This window comes from Spirillospora sp. NPDC049024 (genome assembly GCF_040649235.1).
GTDB lineage: Bacteria > Actinomycetota > Actinomycetes > Streptosporangiales > Streptosporangiaceae > Spirillospora.
In genome coordinates this window covers 453,825-470,969 of record NZ_JBEZFD010000003.1, presented here as the reverse complement: position 1 = coordinate 470,969, position 17,145 = coordinate 453,825, and the positions used below count along the sequence as shown (strand labels likewise).

Sequence of the window (17,145 nt, the reverse complement as noted above, 5' to 3'; positions counted from 1 at the left end):
ACCCTCCGCATGATCTTCCTGGGAGTGCTCATCGCGCTCGCCGCCGGTGCGGCCGGCGTCGCCGTGGTGCTGGACAACCCGGGCCCGGCCCGGCTGACCCTGTTCGGCGACGAGGTTCCGGGGATCACGTCGCAGTGGCAGGTCTTCATGGCCGGCGCCGTGCTCGCCATCGTGTTCATGGCGGGGATGATGCTCGCGTCGCTGGGCTTCCGGCGCGCGATGAACATGCGGCGGGAACTGCGGGACCTGCGGGACGAGCACGAGGAGTCCCTGCACACGCTCGAGATGGAGCGCCGCAAGCTCCAGCAGGCGCTGGCCCAGGCCCGGCGCGGGATGGACGACCAGGCCTCCGTCCCGGCCCAGCGGGTCGCCCCCAACTGACCCGGCCGGGTTATTCGGGGGCTTCGGCCAGGAGGACGGCTAGGAGGTCCAGGGCACCCTGTTTGTCCAAGGGGTCGTTGCCGTTGCCGCACTTGGGGGACTGGATGCAGGACGGGCAGCCCGAGTCGCATTCGCAGGAGGCGATGGCGTCGCGGGTCGCGCGTAGCCAGGCGGCGGCGTCGCCGTAGCCTCGTTCGGCGAATCCGGCGCCGCCCTCATGGCCGTCGTAGACGAAGACGGTGAGGAGCCCGGTATCGGGGTGGACGGCCGTAGAGACGCCGCCGATGTCCCAGCGGTCGCACGTGGCGAACAAGGGGAGCAGGCCGATTGAGGCGTGTTCGGCGGCGTGGGCCGCGCCTGCCAGGTCGAGGTCGTCCAGACGCGAGATCTGGGCTTCGGAGAGGGTCCACCAGACGGCGCGCGTGCGGAGGGTCCGGGGCGGCAGGTCCAAGGGCTTCTCGCCGAGCATCTCCCCCGTCTGCATGCGGCGCATCTGGTACGCGACCACCTGCCGGGTGACTTCGACGGTTCCAAAGCTCAGTGTGGCCTCGCCCCAGGAGACGGAGCGGAGCCGTTCCACGATGCTGATGTCGGTGACGTCCCGGGCGGTGGTCGAGTAGTCGGGGTCGGCCGCCTCGACGAGTGCGACGGAGTCGTCCAGGTCGAGGGTCTGCACGATGAACGACTCGCCCTGGTGGATGTAGACGGCCCCCTCGTGGACGGTGGTGTGCGCGGACGGCTCGTCCACGGTGCCGAGGAGCCGCCCGGTGGACGCCTCGACGACCTGGATGGGTGCGCCGCCCGCGCCGCGGATGTCGGCCAGGTCGCAGGCCCTGTCACGGCGCGTCCAGTACCAGCCGGCTGGACGGCGGCGCAGGAGGCCGCGGCGCACCAGGTCCGGCAGCAGGTCGGCGGTCGCGGGGCCGAAGAGGGGGAGATCGTCCTCGGTGAGCGGCAGCTCGGACGCCGCCGCGCACAGGTGCGGTTCGAGGACGTAGGGGTTGTCGGGGTCGAGCACGGTGGCCTCGACCGGCGTCCCGAAGATCGCCTCGGGGTGGTGGACGAGGAACGTGTCGAGCGGGTCGTCGCGGGCCACCAGGACGGACAGGGCCGCCTGCCCGGAACGTCCGGCACGTCCCGCCTGCTGCCACAGGGACGCGCGGGTGCCCGGCCAGCCGCACACCAGGACCGCGTCGAGCCCGGAGACGTCCACGCCGAGCTCCAGGGCGTTCGTGCTCGCCAGGCCGATGATCGAGCGGGAGCGGAGGGCGGCCTCCAGCGCGCGCCGTTCCTCGGGCAGATAGCCGGCGCGGTAGGCGGCGACCTGCTCGGCCAAGCCGGGGGCCACCTCGTGCAGAGCGCGCTTGGCGCTGAGCGCCACCGACTCCGCACCGCGCCGGGACCGGACGAAGGCGAGCGTCTGCACGCCCTCGACGACAAGGTCGGCCAGGAGGTCGCCGGCCTCAGCGGTGGCCGTGCGGCGGACGGGGGCGCCCTGCTCACCGCGCAGGTCCGTCAGGGGCGGCTCCCACAGGGCGAAGGTGGCGGGCCCACGCGGGGAGGCGTCGTCGTCCACGGCGACCACGTCGAGACCGGTGAGACGGGACGCGGCCGTGGCGGGCTCCGACGCGGTCGCCGAAGCGAGGATGAACGTGGGGGACGAGTGGTACCGCGCGCACACCCGGCGGAGGCGACGCAGAACCTGTGCGACGTGCGAGCCGAAGACGCCGCGGTACCCATGGGCCTCATCGATGACGACGTACTTCAGCCGGCGCAGGAAGGACGACCATCGGGCGTGCCCGGGCAGGATCGACCGGTGCAGCATGTCGGGGTTGGTCATCACGTAGTTGGCGTGTTGGCGGACCCACGTCCGCTCGTCCTGCGGCGTGTCACCGTCGTAGGTCGCGGCGCGCACGCGCGTGAGCCGCAGCGCGCGCAGAGCGCGGAGCTGGTCGGCGGCCAGCGCCTTGGTCGGCGAGAGGTAGAGGACGGTCCCTTCGTTGCGGGGGTTCTCGTCGCCCGCGTAGATCGCCTCGACGCAGGGCAGCAGGTAGGCGAGCGACTTGCCGGAGGCCGTCCCTGTGGCGATGATCACAGACCGGCCGGCGCGGGCGTGCTCGGCCGCCGCGGCCTGGTGCTCCCACGGTGCGTCGATGCCGGCGGCGGCGAGCCGCTCCACCAGCAGCGGGGGTGACCAGTCGGGCCACGCCGCCCGGCGGCCGCGACGTGCGGGAACGCTCTCCACATGGGTGATGCGTTCGCGCCGCGCGGGATCGGCGAGCAGCCGGTCCAGGGGAGTTGAGGATCTTTGGGCGCCCATCAGGTTTTCAGTGTGCCAGCCGGGGCAAAACAACGGGAACGCCCCGGCGCCGGAGGGCCTGTTCCCCCTGCTCTGAACCTGAGATCAGCAGGTCAGGCGGGATGGCGCGAACTTTCGCCCGTGTGGGCGATTACGTGCGTACACGACGCCGGAGCGTGGTTGAATCACGGCGAAGTCTCGGCGTCCGGCCGCCCTCCGAGGGGCCGGGCGGCGGGATCGGATAGTGCTGCACGGCGCGTGGAGGATCTGTGGATCTGAAGGTTAACGACTACACCACCGACGATGGCCTCACCGTCATCAACGTGGAGGGCGAGATCGACGTCTACACGGCGCCGAAGCTTCGCGAGAAGCTCATCGACCTGGTGAACAAGGGCAAGTTCCACCTGCTCGTGGACATGGAGAAGGTGGAGTTCCTCGACTCGACCGGGCTCGGCGTGCTCGTGGGCGGGCTGAAGCGGGTGCGCGCCCACGACGGCTCCCTGGAGCTCGTGTGCACCCAGGAGCGCATCCTCAAGATCTTCCGGATCACGGGGCTGACCAAGGTCTTCGGCATTCACAACTCGATCGCCGAGGCCGAGGAGAAGCGCAAGGGCGCCAAGTAGGCGGCCCGCGGCTGAAATGTCGACTGTTGAACTGTCCTTCAGCGCGCTGCCCGTCCACGTCCGGACCGCCCGGCTGATCGTGACCGCCGTCGCCCGCCGCAGCGGGGTCGCCGAACCTCTGCTGGACGAGGTGCGGCTCGCGGTCGGCGAGGCGTGCTCCCGTGCCGTGGAAGCGCATCGCCGGCACTGCCCGGACGAACCCGTCACCCTCGAACTGCGCGGCGAGAAAGGCCGCTTCGAGGTGACCGTCAGCGACACCGTCCCCGGCGACCTCCCCCCGGAGGGGCTCCCCGCCGCCGCCCTGGACGAGGGAGTGGACGAGTTCGAGTACGGCCTGGGTGAGGGCACTGCTGAACTGGGTCTGGCCGTCATCGCCGGGCTCGCCGACGACGTGGAGATCGCGACCACGCCGAAGGGGGTCCAGATACGGATGAGCTGGCCGGCCGAAGCCGAGGCGACCATCTAGCTGTGTTCACTGGCAGTGCTCTTGTCCTTCGGGCCTTGGGGGCCCGAAGGACAAGAGCACTGCGGGCGATCGCTGGCATCGCTCCGACTCGCCTGGCGGCTCGCTGCGCGATCAGGTTCTCGCTTCGCTTGAACCTGCCTTCGGACGCGATCGCAGCCATCGAGGTTGTCGCGGGGTTGCGGTGGCGGCTGAGGTTGTTGCAGTAGCGGGTGCGGGTGGTGAGCAAGGCGAGCCCTGCGCGCCGCACTGAAGTACGGCCCTTCGGCATGGACCTCCGCGGCGGAGGTACCACTTCCGCCCTCGTGTAGAGCGTCCTCGGCGACGAGTGCCACCGCCTGCACCAACGCCCGCGCCCCCTAGCCGCCGGCTCCTCGGCGAGCCCTCGGCACGAATACACCACAGAGCGTGAGCTAGACCGAGTCACAGGCACACCGCATCCGCTGCGTCCAGAGGTGCGGGGCTACCCAACGGGCGCACATGAGTCGTCCGCCTGGCCTGATCGCAGCTCGGTGTCGCTGGGCCTCGCCCCTACCCCTGGTATCGGGTACGGGGCTGGAGGCGGGGTGTGGCGGGGTCAGGGTGGTGACCGCGGGGGGCACCGGTGGGGCTTGTGGGGCTGGTGGTGCGGGTGGTGTGAGATTCTCTTGTGATCGTCGGGGATCCGACCCGATTTGGGTCTGGACATATTCCGTGTTAATGCCTAGCTTGAATGCGGACGCCGGTGGTCGTGCCGATGTGCCGGTCATGCCCCGTGCCCGTCAAGGTATCGGCGGGGTAATAAGCGCCTGGCCCGGTCTGACCTGGGAGGACGCTGTCCGATCAGGCCAATGGGTCAATTTCCGGCGTATCGCGTGTTTCATTTCGGCGACATCTTCATGAAGGGCGTCGCGGCCTTAACATTCGACTTACGCGTGCGTAGACTCCCGGCACCCGCGTTGCCGTGCGAGGCGTTCGAAATCATGACTCGTGGGGTACGCGGTAAAGATCGCTTTTATGTCGGTCGCGATCGCAACGCCCCTGTCGAGGAGGACGGATGCCCGGGTTTTCCCTGTCAAGCCCGGCCAGCGCTGAAGTGGATCTTGGCGGCGGCGACCTTTCCCTGGTCGTCGTCGTCGCCGTGATCGCACTGCTCGCACTGGCCGTCGCCGCGGGTCTCGTACGCGATGTCCTGGCCGCCGGCCAGGGCACCGCCAAGATGCAAGAGATCGCGCGCGCCGTTCAGGTGGGCGCAGGCGCCTACCTGAAACGCCAGTTCCGCACGGTCGCGATCTTCGTGGTCCTGATCCCGCTCGTCCTGCTGCTCCTGCCCGCCGACTCCACCGGCGAGCGGATCGGCCGGTCCGTCTTCTTCGTCATCGGCGCGATCTTCTCCGCCGTCACCGGGTTCACCGGCATGTGGCTGGCGGTCCGGGGCAACGTCCGGGTCGCCGCGGCCGCCCGCGAGGAGGGCGGCGAGAAGACCGCGATGCGGATCGCCTTCCGCACCGGCGGTGTCGCGGGCATGTTCACCGTCGGCCTCGGCCTGTTCGGCGCCGCCGTCGTCGTCCTCGCCTACCAGGGCGACGCGCCGAAGGTGCTGGAGGGCTTCGGCTTCGGCGCCGCGCTGCTCGCCATGTTCATGCGAGTCGGCGGCGGCATCTTCACCAAGGCCGCCGACGTCGGCGCCGACCTGGTCGGCAAGGTCGAGCAGGGCATCCCCGAGGACGACCCGCGCAATGCGGCGACGATCGCCGACAACGTGGGCGACAACGTCGGCGACTGCGCCGGCATGGCCGCCGACCTGTTCGAGTCGTACGCGGTCATGCTCGTCGCGGCGCTGATCCTCGGCACCGCGGCGTTCGGCAACCAGGGCCTGGTGTTCCCGCTGATCGTGCCGATGATCGGCGTGATCACCGCGGTGATCGGCATCTTCGCGGTGGCGCCCCGCGCCGGCGACCGCTCCGGGATGACCGCGATCAACCGGGGCTTCTTCATCTCCGCGGCGATCTCGGCGATCCTCGTCGCGGTCGCCGCGTTCGTGTACCTGCCCTCGTCCTTCGCGGAGCTGGACGGCGTCCGCGACAAGGCCATCGCCGGACTGGACGCCGACCCGCGCTGGGTCGCGCTCGGCTCCGTCCTGATCGGCATCGTGCTCGCCAGCGCGATCCAGCTGCTCACCGGCTACTTCACCGAGACCAACCGCAAGCCGGTCAAGGAGGTCACCGACAGCGCCAGGACCGGTCCCGCGACCGTCATCCTGTCGGGCATCTCGCTCGGCCTGGAGTCGGCCGTCTACACCGCGCTGGTGATCGGCGCCGCCGTCTACGGGGCGTTCCTGCTCGGCTTCGGCAACACCACCGTCGCGCTGTTCGCGGTGGCGATGGCCGGCACCGGGCTGCTCACCACCGTCGGTGTGATCGTCTCTATGGACACCTTCGGGCCCGTCTCCGACAACGCCCAGGGCATCGCCGAGATGTCCGGGGACGTCCAGGGCGAGGCCGCCGCGGTGCTGGAGCGGCTGGACGCGGTGGGCAACACCACCAAGGCCATCACCAAGGGCATCGCGATCGCGACGGCGGTGCTCGCCGCGACCGCGCTGTTCGGCTCGTTCCGGACGACGGTGATCGCGGCGCTCGACGGCGCCTCGAAGAGCGCCAGGGACGCGATCGGCGCGGACTTCCTGAACTTCAACCTGTCGATCGCGAGCCCGAACGTGCTGATCGGGCTGATCATCGGCGCGGCCGTGGTGTTCATGTTCTCCGGCCTGGCGATCATGGCGGTGGGCCGCGCGGCGGGCCGGGTCGTGGTCGAGGTGCGCGAGCAGTTCCGCACCAAGCCCGGGATCATGGACTACACCGAGAAGCCCGACTACGACCGGGTCGTGGACATCTGCACCCGGGACGCGCAGCGCGAGCTCGCCACCCCGGGCCTGCTGGCCATCATGACGCCGATCGCGGTCGGCTTCGCGCTCGGGTACGCGCCCCTCGGCGCCTACCTCGGCGGCGCCATCGCGGCGGGCGTGCTGATGGCGGTGTTCCTCGCCAACTCCGGCGGCGCCTGGGACAACGCCAAGAAGCTCGTCGAGGAGGGCCACCTCGGCGGCAAGGGCAGCGAGGCGCACGAGGCCACGATCATCGGCGACACGGTCGGCGACCCGTTCAAGGATACCGCCGGTCCCGCGATCAACCCGCTGATCAAGGTGATGAACCTGGTCGCGCTGCTGATCGCGGACGCGGTGGTGACCTACGCGGGCAACACGCCGCTGCGCGTCGGGGTCACCGTGCTGTCCGTCGCGGTCGTCGTCGCGGCGATCGTGATCTCCAAGCGGCGCGCCGACCCGATCGGCGGCCAGTCCGGCGACCCGGCCGTCGAGGGCGGCAAGCCGGAGCCGGACGCCGTGCGGAGCGACGACGGCGCGGCGTCCCTCGAGAAGGGCCCGGAGGCCGCGGTCGGCGCCGAGCCGGCCGGGACCAAGGCCGAGTCGGGCACCGAGGAGTCGTCCGCCGGGAAGTCCTGACCACCTGAACGCGAGGGGGCCGGCGGCGACTCGCCGCCGGCCCCCTTCCGCGTCTCCGGGGGTCCCGTCCCGGGCGCGCGGGACCGGTCGTACGCTGTACGGGAGATAGCGGGGACGTCCGTCCCCGACGCAGACGTATCGAACTCGGGAGGCGGCCGTGGCGAGCGGCGGCAAGCCGACGATGTCGGGGCCCAAGGGCTTCGCCCTCGTGCTCGGCGGAATGCTCGGCATCATGCTCGTGCTCTGGACTCTGGCGGCCCTCGTAGCCCCCTAATGTGGCGGCCATGCCCACGCTCATCGTGCTCCGCCACGCCAAGGCCGAGGCCGGCTTCGGCAAACCCGACATAGACCGTGCCCTGACCGACCGCGGACACCGCGACGCGACCGCGACCGGGGAGTGGCTCCGCGCGGCCGGGCTCGTCCCCGACCGCGTACTGTGCTCGCCCGCCGTCCGCACCCGGGAGACGCTCGCCCGGCTGGCGCTGGACGCGGAGGTCGGCTTCGAGCCCGGCATCTATGACAACGACCCCGAGGGGCTCCTCGCCCTCATCCGCGAGGCGCCGGACGAGACCGACCGGCTCCTGCTGGTCGGGCACAACCCGTCGGTGCACCAGCTCGTCCACGACCTGACCGGCCAGGCTCCCGACGCCTTCCCCACCTGCGCCCTCGCCGTGATCGACCTTCCGTCCGGCGACTGGGTGGACGTCCGGCCGGGCCTCGGCGAACTCCGCACCGTCCGCACTCCGAAGGACTGACGGTTCACCGGCGCGGCGCGGCGGCCTCCAGCGACGACTCGATGACCTGGTTCACGTCCCGGCGCAGCTCCCTGATCGTGTAGCGCGTCCCGGACACCTGCAGCAGGGCGTGCCGGAGCGGCGTGAGCTCGTCCGGGCCGACGCCCTCCTTCAGTTCCGCACGGCGTCGCCGGGTGAGCGTGGACAGGTAGGAGTCGAGTTCGGCGAGTTCATCGGCGAGCTCCTCGACGGGCGCGCCCGCCTCCGGGTCGCGCTCCCCCGGCTCCTCCAGCAGGCCGGCCGCCTCCTCCAGCTGGTCGGCCAGGCGGTCGAGGATCTCGGGGATCGGCCCGGTGTCCACGGCCTGCTCGCGGGACATCTTCGCGACCGCGATGAGGTGGTCGCGGGCGCGGTGCGCGGCGGCCGCGGCCCTGCGCAGCCGGTCCATCAACCCGGTGTCGGGCACCCGCTCGTGGCCGAGCCGCGTCCGGGTCTCGGCGACCGCCTCGGCCGCCCGCTCCGCGGTGACGATCGTGTCGTGCGGCAGCCGGACCTTCTCCCCGGAGAGGACGTCCGCCGTCGCCCGGACGAGCCCCGCGTGCGTGCGCATGAGCCGTTCGAGCTGGCCGGGCAGCAGTTCGAGGTGCCCGGCGGGCCACAGCGTCAAGGCGGCGAAGTACGCCAGGAGCGACCCGGCGAACGTCAGCGCGATCCGCGCGCCGGCGGTGCGCCAGTCGGCGGGGGTGGAGAAGTCCAGCAGCATCATCGCCAGGGGCGTCCCGAACAGCGCCCAGTAGGCGAAGTTCACCGACTCCATCGCGAACCCGGCCACCGCGAAGCAGAACGCGAACCCCACGACCGTCGGCTGCCCGGGGGCGAGCGTCAGGATGACCGCGGCGACGGCGGCCCCGGCCGCGGTGCCCCCGACGCGCTGGACGAGCCGGTCCACGGTCTCGCCGTAGGTGGCGCGCAGGCTCAGCATCGCGGTGATCGTGAGCCAGTGCCCGTACCGGATCCCCAGCACGGTGGTGAGGGCCATCGACACGGCCGCCGTCACGTACACCCGCGACACCTGCCGGAACCTCGGGGACCGCGTGCGGACGGCGCGGCGCACCCGGTCCCAGAGCGGCATCGGGTCGAGCGTGCCCGGGATCCGCGGCACCGTGAACCCGATGCGCAGCCCGCCCGCGACGAGCCGGCGCGTGGAGGCGACCTCGCCGGCGATGCGGTCGACGGAGCGGCGCACCTGGCCGATCAGCGCGACCGCGACGAGGTCCTCGTCGCCGGCGAGCCCGGCGCGCCTGATCTGCTCGGCGGCGCGGCCCATCCGCCGGACGGCGGCGGACTCCTCGCGGCCGAGCGGCGCCTCCCCCGCCGTCGCGACCGCCCCGGCCAGCAGCCGCAGCCGCGCCGCCAGCGCCGAGATCGCCGTCTGCGTCTCCAACTGCCACTCGCGGTCCGGCGGATAGTTCTTCGCCGCCTCCAGGACGGCCTGGAGCGTCACCGTCTCGTGCAGCACGCGCCCCAGCGCGTCGATGAGCCGCTCGGGCCTCGTGGGTTCGTTCCCCGGCCGCCCCGTCCGGTACAGCGCGTAGGTGGCGCGCACGGCCGTCAGCGACTCCGAGGCCGCCCGCCGCTTGGCCTCCCAGTCCGGGATCCGGGTCACCGCCAGCAGGTCGGGATTCGTCATCTCGACGGAGTCGAGGGGCCCCGCGTCATGGGCGCCCACGTCCTGCGCCACGGCGTCCAACGCCTCGGCGACCGCGTCCGCCGACTCGCTCAGCGCCTCCCGCAGCGGACGCAGCCGCCGCGCGGGCCACGGCGCCAGCAGCAGCCCGGCGGTGAGGAGCCCGCCCACCAGCTCCAGCACCCCGATGCCCAGCACGTCCGCGGACGGCGGCCGGATGGCGCTCAGCAGCACCGCGAGCCCGGCCGTAGACCCGATCCGCGGCACCGCCACGCCGAGCGCGACCAGCGGCGGCACCACGATCACGGCCGGCCATGGATGCCCGCTGAGCAGCCCGCCCACCCCGGCCCCGACCGCGACGATCAGCACGCCCACCGTGAGATTGCGCGCCCGCGCCCCGTAGGGCCCCTCCGGCGCCCGCTGCGCGACCAGGTAGGCCCCGAGCGCGATCACCGACCCCTGCGCGGCATGCCCGGTCAGCGCCCCCGCGAGCAGCGGCACGGCCACCGCGATCGCGGAGGCCAACCCGTAGAACGGCGCGGCCCGCCCATGAACTTGGGCATAAGCCCCCCGCGCCCGCCGAAGCATGGGAGGTGTTTACCCCTTTTCCCCAGGGGGGCGACCCCCTGGAACCCCCGTTGCGAGCCGGGCGATCCTCACGCCACGGCTGAGGTCGCCGTGCCCGTGCGGGGTTGTGGCGTGGCGCTGCGGTCGCCCGGCTCGGCGGGTCGTGCGGCCTCCAGGCGCCAGAGCGCCTTCCGGCCGCCCGACCCGCGCCGTCGCTCAGGTCCACTCCGAGAGCGCTACAGCGTGGCACATCCAAGAGCGTTGGACGTGCACGGTTCACACCCTCTTGGACTGGGTGCTCAGCCGGGGCGCGGGCAGGCGCGTGGAGCGAGCGCAGCGAGCGCAGCGCGCCTGCCCGCCGACGCAGGCGACCGCAGCGACGCCGCACAAGCCGTCACGGGCACAAGAAACCGCAACGGCGGCGTGAGGATCGCCTGCGTCGCAACGGGGGTTCCAGGGGGTCGCCCCCCTGGGAAGACACAGCTACCCCTGGGAGTCAAGAGCGTCGGCGGCCTCTACCTCTTCGCGGGAGATGCCCAGTAGGAAGACGATCGTGTCCAGGTAGGGGACGTTGACGGCTGTGTCGGCGGCCTCGCGGACGACCGGTTTGGCGTTGTAGGCGATGCCCAGGCCGGCGGCCTGGAGCATGTCGAGGTCGTTGGCGCCGTCGCCGATCGCCACGGTCTGGCTGATCGGGATGCGGGCCTCGCGGGCGAAGCGCTCCAGGGCGGCGGCCTTGCCGGCGCGGTCGATGACCTGGCCGGTGACGCGGCCGGTGAGCTTGCCGTTCTGGATCTCCAGGGTGTTGGCGGCGGAGTAGTCGATGCCGAGGTCCTCGACGAGGGCGTCGGTGACCTGGGTGAAGCCGCCGCTGACGATCGCGAACTTGTAGTCGAGGCGCTTGAGGGTGCGGACCATGGTGCGGGCTCCCGCGGCGAGGCGGAGCTTGTCGCGGACGGCGTCGATGGCGGAGGCGTCCAGGCCGGCGAGGAGCGCGACCCGCTCGCGCAGGGAGCCCTCGAAGTCGAGTTCGCCGCGCATGGCGGCCTCGGTGACCTTGGCGACCTCGTCGAGGCAGCCGGCGTGCTCGGCGAGCAGCTCGATGACCTCGCCCTGGATGAGGGTGGAGTCGACGTCCATGACGATGAGCCGCTTGGCGCGCCGGTGCAGGCCGCTGTGCTGGACGGCGACGTCGACCCGCTGCTCGACGGCCTCGGCGGTGAGGGCGGCGCGCAGCGCGTCGGGGTCGGCGCCGGAGACGTCCATCTCGATGCAGGTGACGGGGTTCTGGGCGAGGCGCTCGATGCGGTCGATGTTGGCGCCGTGCGCGGAGATCCGCCCGGAGATGCCGGCCATCGCGGCGGGCATCAGCGGGTTGCCGAGGACGGTGACGTGCAGGCGCCCGCTGCGCTTCGGCATCCGCTTGTTGCGCCCGGTGGACAGCTCGATCTCCATGTCGAGGTCGTTCGCGACGCGTTCGGCGGCGTTCCAGACCCGTCCGATGTCGGCGCCCTCGGAGTAGGCGAGCAGGACGCCGAGGACGAGCCGGCCGCGGATCACGACCTGCTCGACGTCCGCCACCGTCAGCGGGAACTCCGAGAGTGTGCGGAAGAGGCGGGACGTGACGCCGGGGCGGTCGCGTCCGGTGAGTGTGATGAGCAGCGTGCGCTCTGCTGACCCGTCCATAACTGATACCAACGGTACCGGCCGCGCCGGGAGCCCCGCCCGTGAGGTCCGGCATGCGAGACGCTATCCGGGCAGGATGAGGTTCAGGTCGCCGAACTCGTGCCAGAGGTAGCTCTCGGCGAGGGCGGCCTCGTAGGTGGCGGTGAGCAGGGCGTGGCCCGCGATGGCGGTCAGCATCATCAGGTGGGACGACTTGGGCTCGTGCAGGCCCGTGAGGAGGCCGTCCACGGCTTGGACACCGCCCTCGGGGGTCACGACGTGCTCCGTCCACCCGGAGGACGCCTGGACGCGTCCGGCGGCGTCCACGGCCGTCTCCAGGGCGCGCACGGCGGTGGTGCCGACGGCGATCACCCGGTGGCCGCGCTCCCGGACGTGCCCGACCAGCGCCGCCGTCGGTTCGGGGACGGTGTAGCGCTCGGCGTAGGGCGGTTCGTGGGCCTCGGGGGACGCGACGCCCGTGTGCAGGGTGATCGGGGCGATCAGGACGCCGCGCGACACCAGCCGCGTCACGAGTTCGGGCGTGAACGGGCGGGCGGCGCTCGGCATCTCCGCGCCGCCGGCGGATCGGTCGTGGGCGAAGGCGGTCTGGTAGGCGGCGGCCGGCCAGTCGCGGCGGACGTACCCGTACCGGATCGGCACTCCGTGGCGCCGCAGGTAGGGGACGACGTCGGTGCTCAGCCGGGCCTGCCAGAGCCGGTCGGACTCGCCCCGGGAGGGGTGCCGGTGGCGTCCGACGAGGGTGAGGGTGGCGCCGCCGGGCATCGGGATCCACTCGCCGGGGGAGCCCCCCGTGTACGGGCGGCTGGCCTTGCCGGTGAGGCGGCGCAGCTCGACGAGCCACAGCCGGTCGTCGGCACCGGGCACCGGGGTGGAGAAGTGCACGCTGATCCGGTCGAGCCGGACGGCGGCGGGCAGCGTGGCCGACGTGTTGACCACGAGCAGGTCGCCCGGGTCGAGCAGCGCGGGCAGGTCGCGGAACCCGTGGTGGGAGACCTCGCCGGTGGCGCGCCGGGAGACCAGGAGCCGGACTCCGTCGCGGGTCCGGCCGCGCGCCTCGGGCGGTTCGTGGGCCTCCAGCGCGGCTGGGAGGGTGAAGTCGACGGTCATGTCCGGACCTCCAGACGGAGAGCGGCGATCACGCCGAACGCGGCGATCGCGGCGAACAGCGCCCCGGCGACGGCGAGCCCGGCGTCCAGCCGGGCGGCGCCGAAGCCGGTGACCAGCGCGCCCGCGACCCCGACCACGAGGGACGAGCCGAGGGTGTCGCTGATCTGCAGCGCGGACGAGTTGACGCCCTGCTCGTCCTCGGCCGACAGGTCGAGCAGCAGGACCGAGAGGCTGCCGATCGAGAAGCCCATCCCGGCGCCGCCGACGACCCACGCGGGGGCGGCGAGCCAGCCGGAGAACCGGAGGGCGACGGTGGCGAGGACGATCCCGACGGTCACGAGCACGGCGCCGAGGAGGGCGTAGAACTCGCGGGGGCGCTCGGACCGGCCCTGGATCTGGGACGCCGCCGACCAGCCGAGGGCACCGACCGTCAGGACGATCCCCGCCTGCGTGGCGCTGAAGTCGTGCAGCCGCGTCAGCGCCAGCGGGATGAAGACGTCGGTGCCGAAGAAGGCCCCCGACAGCAGGCCCCGGACGAGGATCACGCTCGGCAGCCCGCGGCGGAGCCGGAGCGTCCCGGCGGGCACCAGCCGGGGCAGCCCGAACGCCAGGGCGGCGAGGCCGGCGAGGGCCGCGGGCAGCATCGTCCAGCCCGAGCCGTCGAGGCCGTAGAGGAGGACGCCGGTGCCGGCGGCGACGCAGAGGGCGGCGGGGTACCGCGACCGGCCCGGAGCGCGGGCGGCGGCGGACGGCGCGATGCCGCGCAGCACGGGGAGCAGCAGCAGCGCCGGCGGGATCACCAGCGGGACGAGGCCGAGGAACACCCAGCGCCAGCCGGCGTGCTCGGCCAGGGCGCCCCCGGCCGCCGGGCCGATCAGCGACGGCAGCACCCAGGCGGCCGACAGCGCGGCGAACACCCGGGACCGCAGGTCCTCCGGGTAGACGCGGGCGATCACCACGTACAGGGCGACGAGCGGGACGCCCGTGCCGAGGCCCTGCACGGCGCGCCCGGCGACGAACACCCCCATGGACGGCGCCGCGCCCGCGATCAGGAGTCCGGTGACGAACACGCCGAGCCCGACCAGGAACGGCCGGGTCGGACCAGACCGGTCGACCCAGCCGCCGGCGAGCACGGTGGCCAGCAGGCTCGTGATCAGGGTCGCGCTGAAGCCCCACGCGTACAGGGACAGGCCGTCCAGGTCGTTCGCGACGACCGGCATGACGGTGCCGACGGCCATGCTCTCGAACGCCAGCAGCGTCACGACCAGGACGATCCCGAAGGTCGCGGCCCGGAGTCCCGCGCCCAGTATGCCCTGTTCTGTTGTCACCCGATCATGATCAAGGACGGCCGTCATCGCGCCGCCGCCAGGTCCGCCGCGCGGTAGCGCCCGCTGGGGAGGCGGCCGGAGACGAGCCGGTGGAGCGCGGCGGCGGCCTCCTCGGGCGGCGGGGCCGCGTCCGCGTCCTCCCCGGCCGCGCGGAGCATGGCGGTGTTCATCTCGCCCGGGTCCGCCCACCACACGGCCACGTCGGGCTCCTCGGCCGCGAGGACGTTCGACAGCTGCTCCAGCGCGGCCTTGGACGCCCCGTAGCCGCCCCACGTCTCGTAGCCCTCCACGGCCGCGTCCGAGGTGATGTTGAGGATCGCGCCGTGCCGCTCCCGCAGGCCGGGCAGGACGGCCTGGATCAGCGCGAGCGGCGCCAGGACGTTCGTCGCGAAGGTGTCCGCCAGGGCGTCCGCCGGAAGCGAGGCGAGCCGGGGCATCGGCGTCGGGCCGAGCGTGCTCGCGTTGTTGACGAGGAGGTCGAGCCCGCTTTCGACCGCGCGGGCGAGGGCGGCCCGGTGCTCGGGGTCGGCGACGTCCCCGGGGATCGCCGTCGCCCCGGTCTCGTCGGCGACCGCCCGCAGATCGCCGGGATCGCGGGCGTCGATGACGAGGGTCCAGCCGTCCTCCGCGAGGGTGCGGGCGAGAGCCCGGCCGAGGCCCCGCGAGGCCCCGGTGATCAGTGCCGTCTTCATGCTCTCGACGCTAGGAACCGGCGCGTCCGGAGGCATCGGCCGACGGGCCCTTCGGACGGTCGTCAGATGGTCCTAGGACCGGCGTCCCCCGCGCATGGGAGGGCCGGGGCGGCACGTACTCCCGGCGGCTGATTCGAGAAGACCCGCCTAGAGAGTACGGTCTTCACATGCGGGCGCCGCAGGGCGTCCGCCGGGGGGAGAACGAGAGGCCGGGATGGTGACCGACGAGGGCTGCCGCGGCGACCAGGGCGCGACCCTGCACGCCGTCAGCTCCGCCGTGCTCGCGGTGACCCGGCACCTGTCCGTGCACGAGGTCCTCCAGGTGATCGTCCGGGCGGCGGCGCAGCTGCTGGACGCCCGCTACGCGGCCCTCGGGGTGCCCGACGACGAGGGGTCGTTCGCCGAGTTCGTCGTCGAGGGCGTCTCGGAAGAGGAATGGGAGCGGATCGGCCCGCTGCCCCGCCAGCACGGCATGCTCGCCGCGATGCTGAAGGCCGACGCGCCGAAGCGCCTCAGCGACATCCGCAAGGAGGCCGAGTTCGAGGGCTGGCCGGTCGCGCACCCCGTCCTCAAGGACTTCCTCGGCGTGCCGATCCGCGACGGCGAGGACGTCCTCGGCATCATCTTCCTGGCCAACAAGCGCCGTCCGGGCGGTTTCACCCAGGACGACGAAGACCTGCTCACCCTGTTCGCCGCGCACGCCGCCATCGCGATGGCGAACGCCCGCCTGTACGAGCACAACCGCGAGCTGACGGTCGTCGCCGAACGCAACCGGCTCGCCCGCGAGCTGCACGACGCCGTCGCCCAGAAGCTGTTCTCGCTGCGGCTGACGGCCCGCACCGCGTCCGCGCTGGCCGAGCGCGACCCGGTCCGGACCGTCCAGGAGCTCCAGCAGGTGGAGCGGCTCGCCGCCGAGGCCCTCGCCGAGCTGCGCGCCGTCATCTTCGAGCTGCGTCCCGCCGATCTGGCGGACGGCCTCGTGGCGTCGCTGCGCAAGCACGTCGAGGTGCTCGACCGGGCGCACGAGGCCACGGTCCGCCTCTGCGCGGACGAAGCCGTCGTCCTGCCGGAGGGGCACGAGGCCGTCGCCTACCGCATCACCCAGGAGGCGCTCTACAACGCGCTGCGCCACGCCGGGGCGGGCACCGTGCAGGTCCGTCTCCGCACGGAGGAGGAGCGGGCAGTGCTTGAGGTCTCCGACGACGGCACGGGTTTCGACGCGTCCGAGGTGGAGCCCCAGGGCGGACTGGGTCTCACCTCCATGCGCGAGAGGGCGTACTCGATCGGCGGCGAGCTCACGATCGACGCCACGCCCGGCGGAGGCACGACCGTCCGGCTGGAGGTGCCGCTGTGAGCGCCGCGCGGGGAAAGATCAGGGTCCTGATCGCCGACGACCATCCGGTCGTCCGGCAGGGCCTGCGCACCTTCCTCGGCATCCAGGACGACATCGAGGTCGTCGGGGAGGCCGAGGACGGCACGTCGGCCGTGACACTGGCCGAATCCCTGGAGCCCGATATCGTGCTCATGGACCTCAAGATGCCGGGCGCCGACGGCCTGACCGCGCTGGCGGAGCTGCGGGCTCGCGGGGTGACGGCACGGGTCCTCGTCCTGACCAGCGTGACGGAACGCGGGCACGTGCTGCCGGCGGTCCAGGCCGGGGCGGCCGGGTACCTGTACAAGGACGTCGACCCGCAGGCGCTCGTCCAGGCGATCCGGGCGGTCAACGACGGGCACGTCCTGTTCGCGCCCGACGCGGCCGAGGCGATGCTGCGGGACGGGACGGCGGGTGGCGCGGGAGGGGACGACCGCGGCCTCGCCGCGCTGACCGAACGGGAACGGGAGGTGCTCGTGCACATAGCGCGGGGCAGGTCCAACCGCGAGATCGCCCGCGCCCTCGTGGTGTCCGAGAAGACGGTCAAGACGCACGTCAGTAATCTGCTCATGAAACTGGGAGTCCAGGATCGGACGCAGGCGGCGCTCTACGCGGTCCGGCACGGTGTCGGAAACACGAGTGCGGCCGGTGAAACCGGGAAGACCACTGCCCGCGGCTGATACAACTCCTCTGACAGGATCGTCATC

General features: G+C 72.6%; 13 protein-coding genes. 7 read left to right on the top strand and 6 right to left on the bottom strand.

The window, feature by feature from the left end:
• Nucleotides 1–9 precede the first annotated feature (9 nt).
• Nucleotides 10–381, top strand: coding sequence for a hypothetical protein (locus AB0C21_RS07750; RefSeq protein WP_149260125.1), 372 nt, complete (start codon nt 10–12; stop codon nt 379–381).
• Between the two features lie 10 nt (nt 382–391).
• On the opposite strand, the gene AB0C21_RS07745 is transcribed toward AB0C21_RS07750, so the two are convergent.
• Nucleotides 392–2,701 (bottom strand): DEAD/DEAH box helicase, encoded by a 2,310-nt coding sequence (locus tag AB0C21_RS07745; protein WP_500203250.1) that lies wholly within the window; start codon nt 2,699–2,701, stop codon nt 392–394.
• A gap of 248 nt (nt 2,702–2,949) precedes the next feature.
• On the opposite strand from AB0C21_RS07745, the gene AB0C21_RS07740 reads away from it, so the two are divergent.
• From AB0C21_RS07740 to AB0C21_RS07725, 4 genes are all read left to right on the top strand, one after another.
• The gene (locus AB0C21_RS07740; RefSeq protein ID WP_149260123.1) at nt 2,950–3,303 is read left to right on the top strand and encodes an STAS domain-containing protein; all 354 of its coding nucleotides are present in this window, start codon (nt 2,950–2,952) and stop codon (nt 3,301–3,303) included.
• A 16-nt stretch (nt 3,304–3,319) separates the two neighbouring features.
• Nucleotides 3,320–3,769, top strand: a complete 450-nt coding sequence (locus AB0C21_RS07735) for an ATP-binding protein (protein WP_500203249.1) — start codon at nt 3,320–3,322, stop codon at nt 3,767–3,769.
• Between the two features lie 1,033 nt (nt 3,770–4,802).
• Complete coding sequence (locus tag AB0C21_RS07730; RefSeq protein WP_500203248.1) at nt 4,803–7,265, top strand: sodium-translocating pyrophosphatase; 2,463 nt, start codon at nt 4,803–4,805, stop codon at nt 7,263–7,265.
• A 284-nt stretch (nt 7,266–7,549) separates the two neighbouring features.
• On the top strand, nt 7,550–8,020 hold the full coding sequence (locus AB0C21_RS07725) for a SixA phosphatase family protein (RefSeq protein WP_500203247.1): 471 nt from the start codon (nt 7,550–7,552) through the stop codon (nt 8,018–8,020).
• Nucleotides 8,021–8,024: 4 nt separating this feature from the next.
• Here the strand turns inward: AB0C21_RS07725 and AB0C21_RS07720 are convergent, their stop codons facing one another.
• From AB0C21_RS07720 to AB0C21_RS07700, 5 genes are all read right to left on the bottom strand, one after another.
• Entirely contained in the window at nt 8,025–10,211 is a 2,187-nt protein-coding gene (locus tag AB0C21_RS07720) for an FUSC family protein (RefSeq protein WP_500203246.1), read from the bottom strand.
• A gap of 525 nt (nt 10,212–10,736) precedes the next feature.
• Complete coding sequence (gene serB / locus AB0C21_RS07715; RefSeq protein ID WP_500203245.1) at nt 10,737–11,939, bottom strand: phosphoserine phosphatase SerB; 1,203 nt, start codon at nt 11,937–11,939, stop codon at nt 10,737–10,739.
• Between the two features lie 63 nt (nt 11,940–12,002).
• Nucleotides 12,003–13,046, bottom strand: coding sequence for an S-adenosylmethionine:tRNA ribosyltransferase-isomerase (locus AB0C21_RS07710; RefSeq protein ID WP_500203244.1), 1,044 nt, complete (start codon nt 13,044–13,046; stop codon nt 12,003–12,005).
• Nucleotides 13,043–14,374 carry an MFS transporter gene (locus AB0C21_RS07705; protein WP_500203243.1) on the bottom strand — a complete coding sequence of 444 codons (1,332 nt, stop codon included), beginning with the start codon at nt 14,372–14,374 and terminating at the stop codon, nt 13,043–13,045. Before AB0C21_RS07705 ends, AB0C21_RS07710 begins: the two co-directional genes overlap by 4 nt.
• Before the next feature lie 23 nt (nt 14,375–14,397).
• Nucleotides 14,398–15,066 (bottom strand): SDR family NAD(P)-dependent oxidoreductase, encoded by a 669-nt coding sequence (locus tag AB0C21_RS07700; RefSeq protein ID WP_500203242.1) that lies wholly within the window; start codon nt 15,064–15,066, stop codon nt 14,398–14,400.
• 214 nt (nt 15,067–15,280) lie between these two features.
• Here AB0C21_RS07700 and AB0C21_RS07695 point away from each other — a divergent pair, with 214 nt between their 5' ends.
• Nucleotides 15,281–16,420, top strand: coding sequence for a GAF domain-containing sensor histidine kinase (locus AB0C21_RS07695; RefSeq protein ID WP_500203241.1), 1,140 nt, complete (start codon nt 15,281–15,283; stop codon nt 16,418–16,420).
• On the top strand, nt 16,417–17,118 hold the full coding sequence (locus AB0C21_RS07690; protein WP_500203240.1) for a response regulator: 702 nt from the start codon (nt 16,417–16,419) through the stop codon (nt 17,116–17,118). The genes AB0C21_RS07695 and AB0C21_RS07690 overlap by 4 nt, the downstream gene beginning before the upstream one ends.
• The last annotated feature ends 27 nt before the right edge of the window (nt 17,119–17,145 follow it).

Bases quoted from the DNA above. Each gene is read 5' to 3' on its own strand.
- AB0C21_RS07750 (WP_149260125.1), top strand. From the start codon at position 10: ATGATCTTCCTGGGAGTGCTCATCGCGCTCGCCGCCGGTGCGGCCGGC.
- AB0C21_RS07745 (WP_500203250.1), bottom strand. From the start codon at position 2,701: ATGGGCGCCCAAAGATCCTCAACTCCCCTGGACCGGCTGCTCGCCGAT.
- AB0C21_RS07735 (WP_500203249.1), top strand. From the start codon at position 3,320: ATGTCGACTGTTGAACTGTCCTTCAGCGCGCTGCCCGTCCACGTCCGG.
- AB0C21_RS07730 (WP_500203248.1), top strand. From the start codon at position 4,803: ATGCCCGGGTTTTCCCTGTCAAGCCCGGCCAGCGCTGAAGTGGATCTT.
- AB0C21_RS07725 (WP_500203247.1), top strand. From the start codon at position 7,550: ATGCCCACGCTCATCGTGCTCCGCCACGCCAAGGCCGAGGCCGGCTTC.
- serB (WP_500203245.1), bottom strand. From the start codon at position 11,939: ATGGACGGGTCAGCAGAGCGCACGCTGCTCATCACACTCACCGGACGC.
- AB0C21_RS07710 (WP_500203244.1), bottom strand. From the start codon at position 13,046: ATGACCGTCGACTTCACCCTCCCAGCCGCGCTGGAGGCCCACGAACCG.
- AB0C21_RS07700 (WP_500203242.1), bottom strand. From the start codon at position 15,066: ATGAAGACGGCACTGATCACCGGGGCCTCGCGGGGCCTCGGCCGGGCT.
- AB0C21_RS07695 (WP_500203241.1), top strand. From the start codon at position 15,281: ATGGTGACCGACGAGGGCTGCCGCGGCGACCAGGGCGCGACCCTGCAC.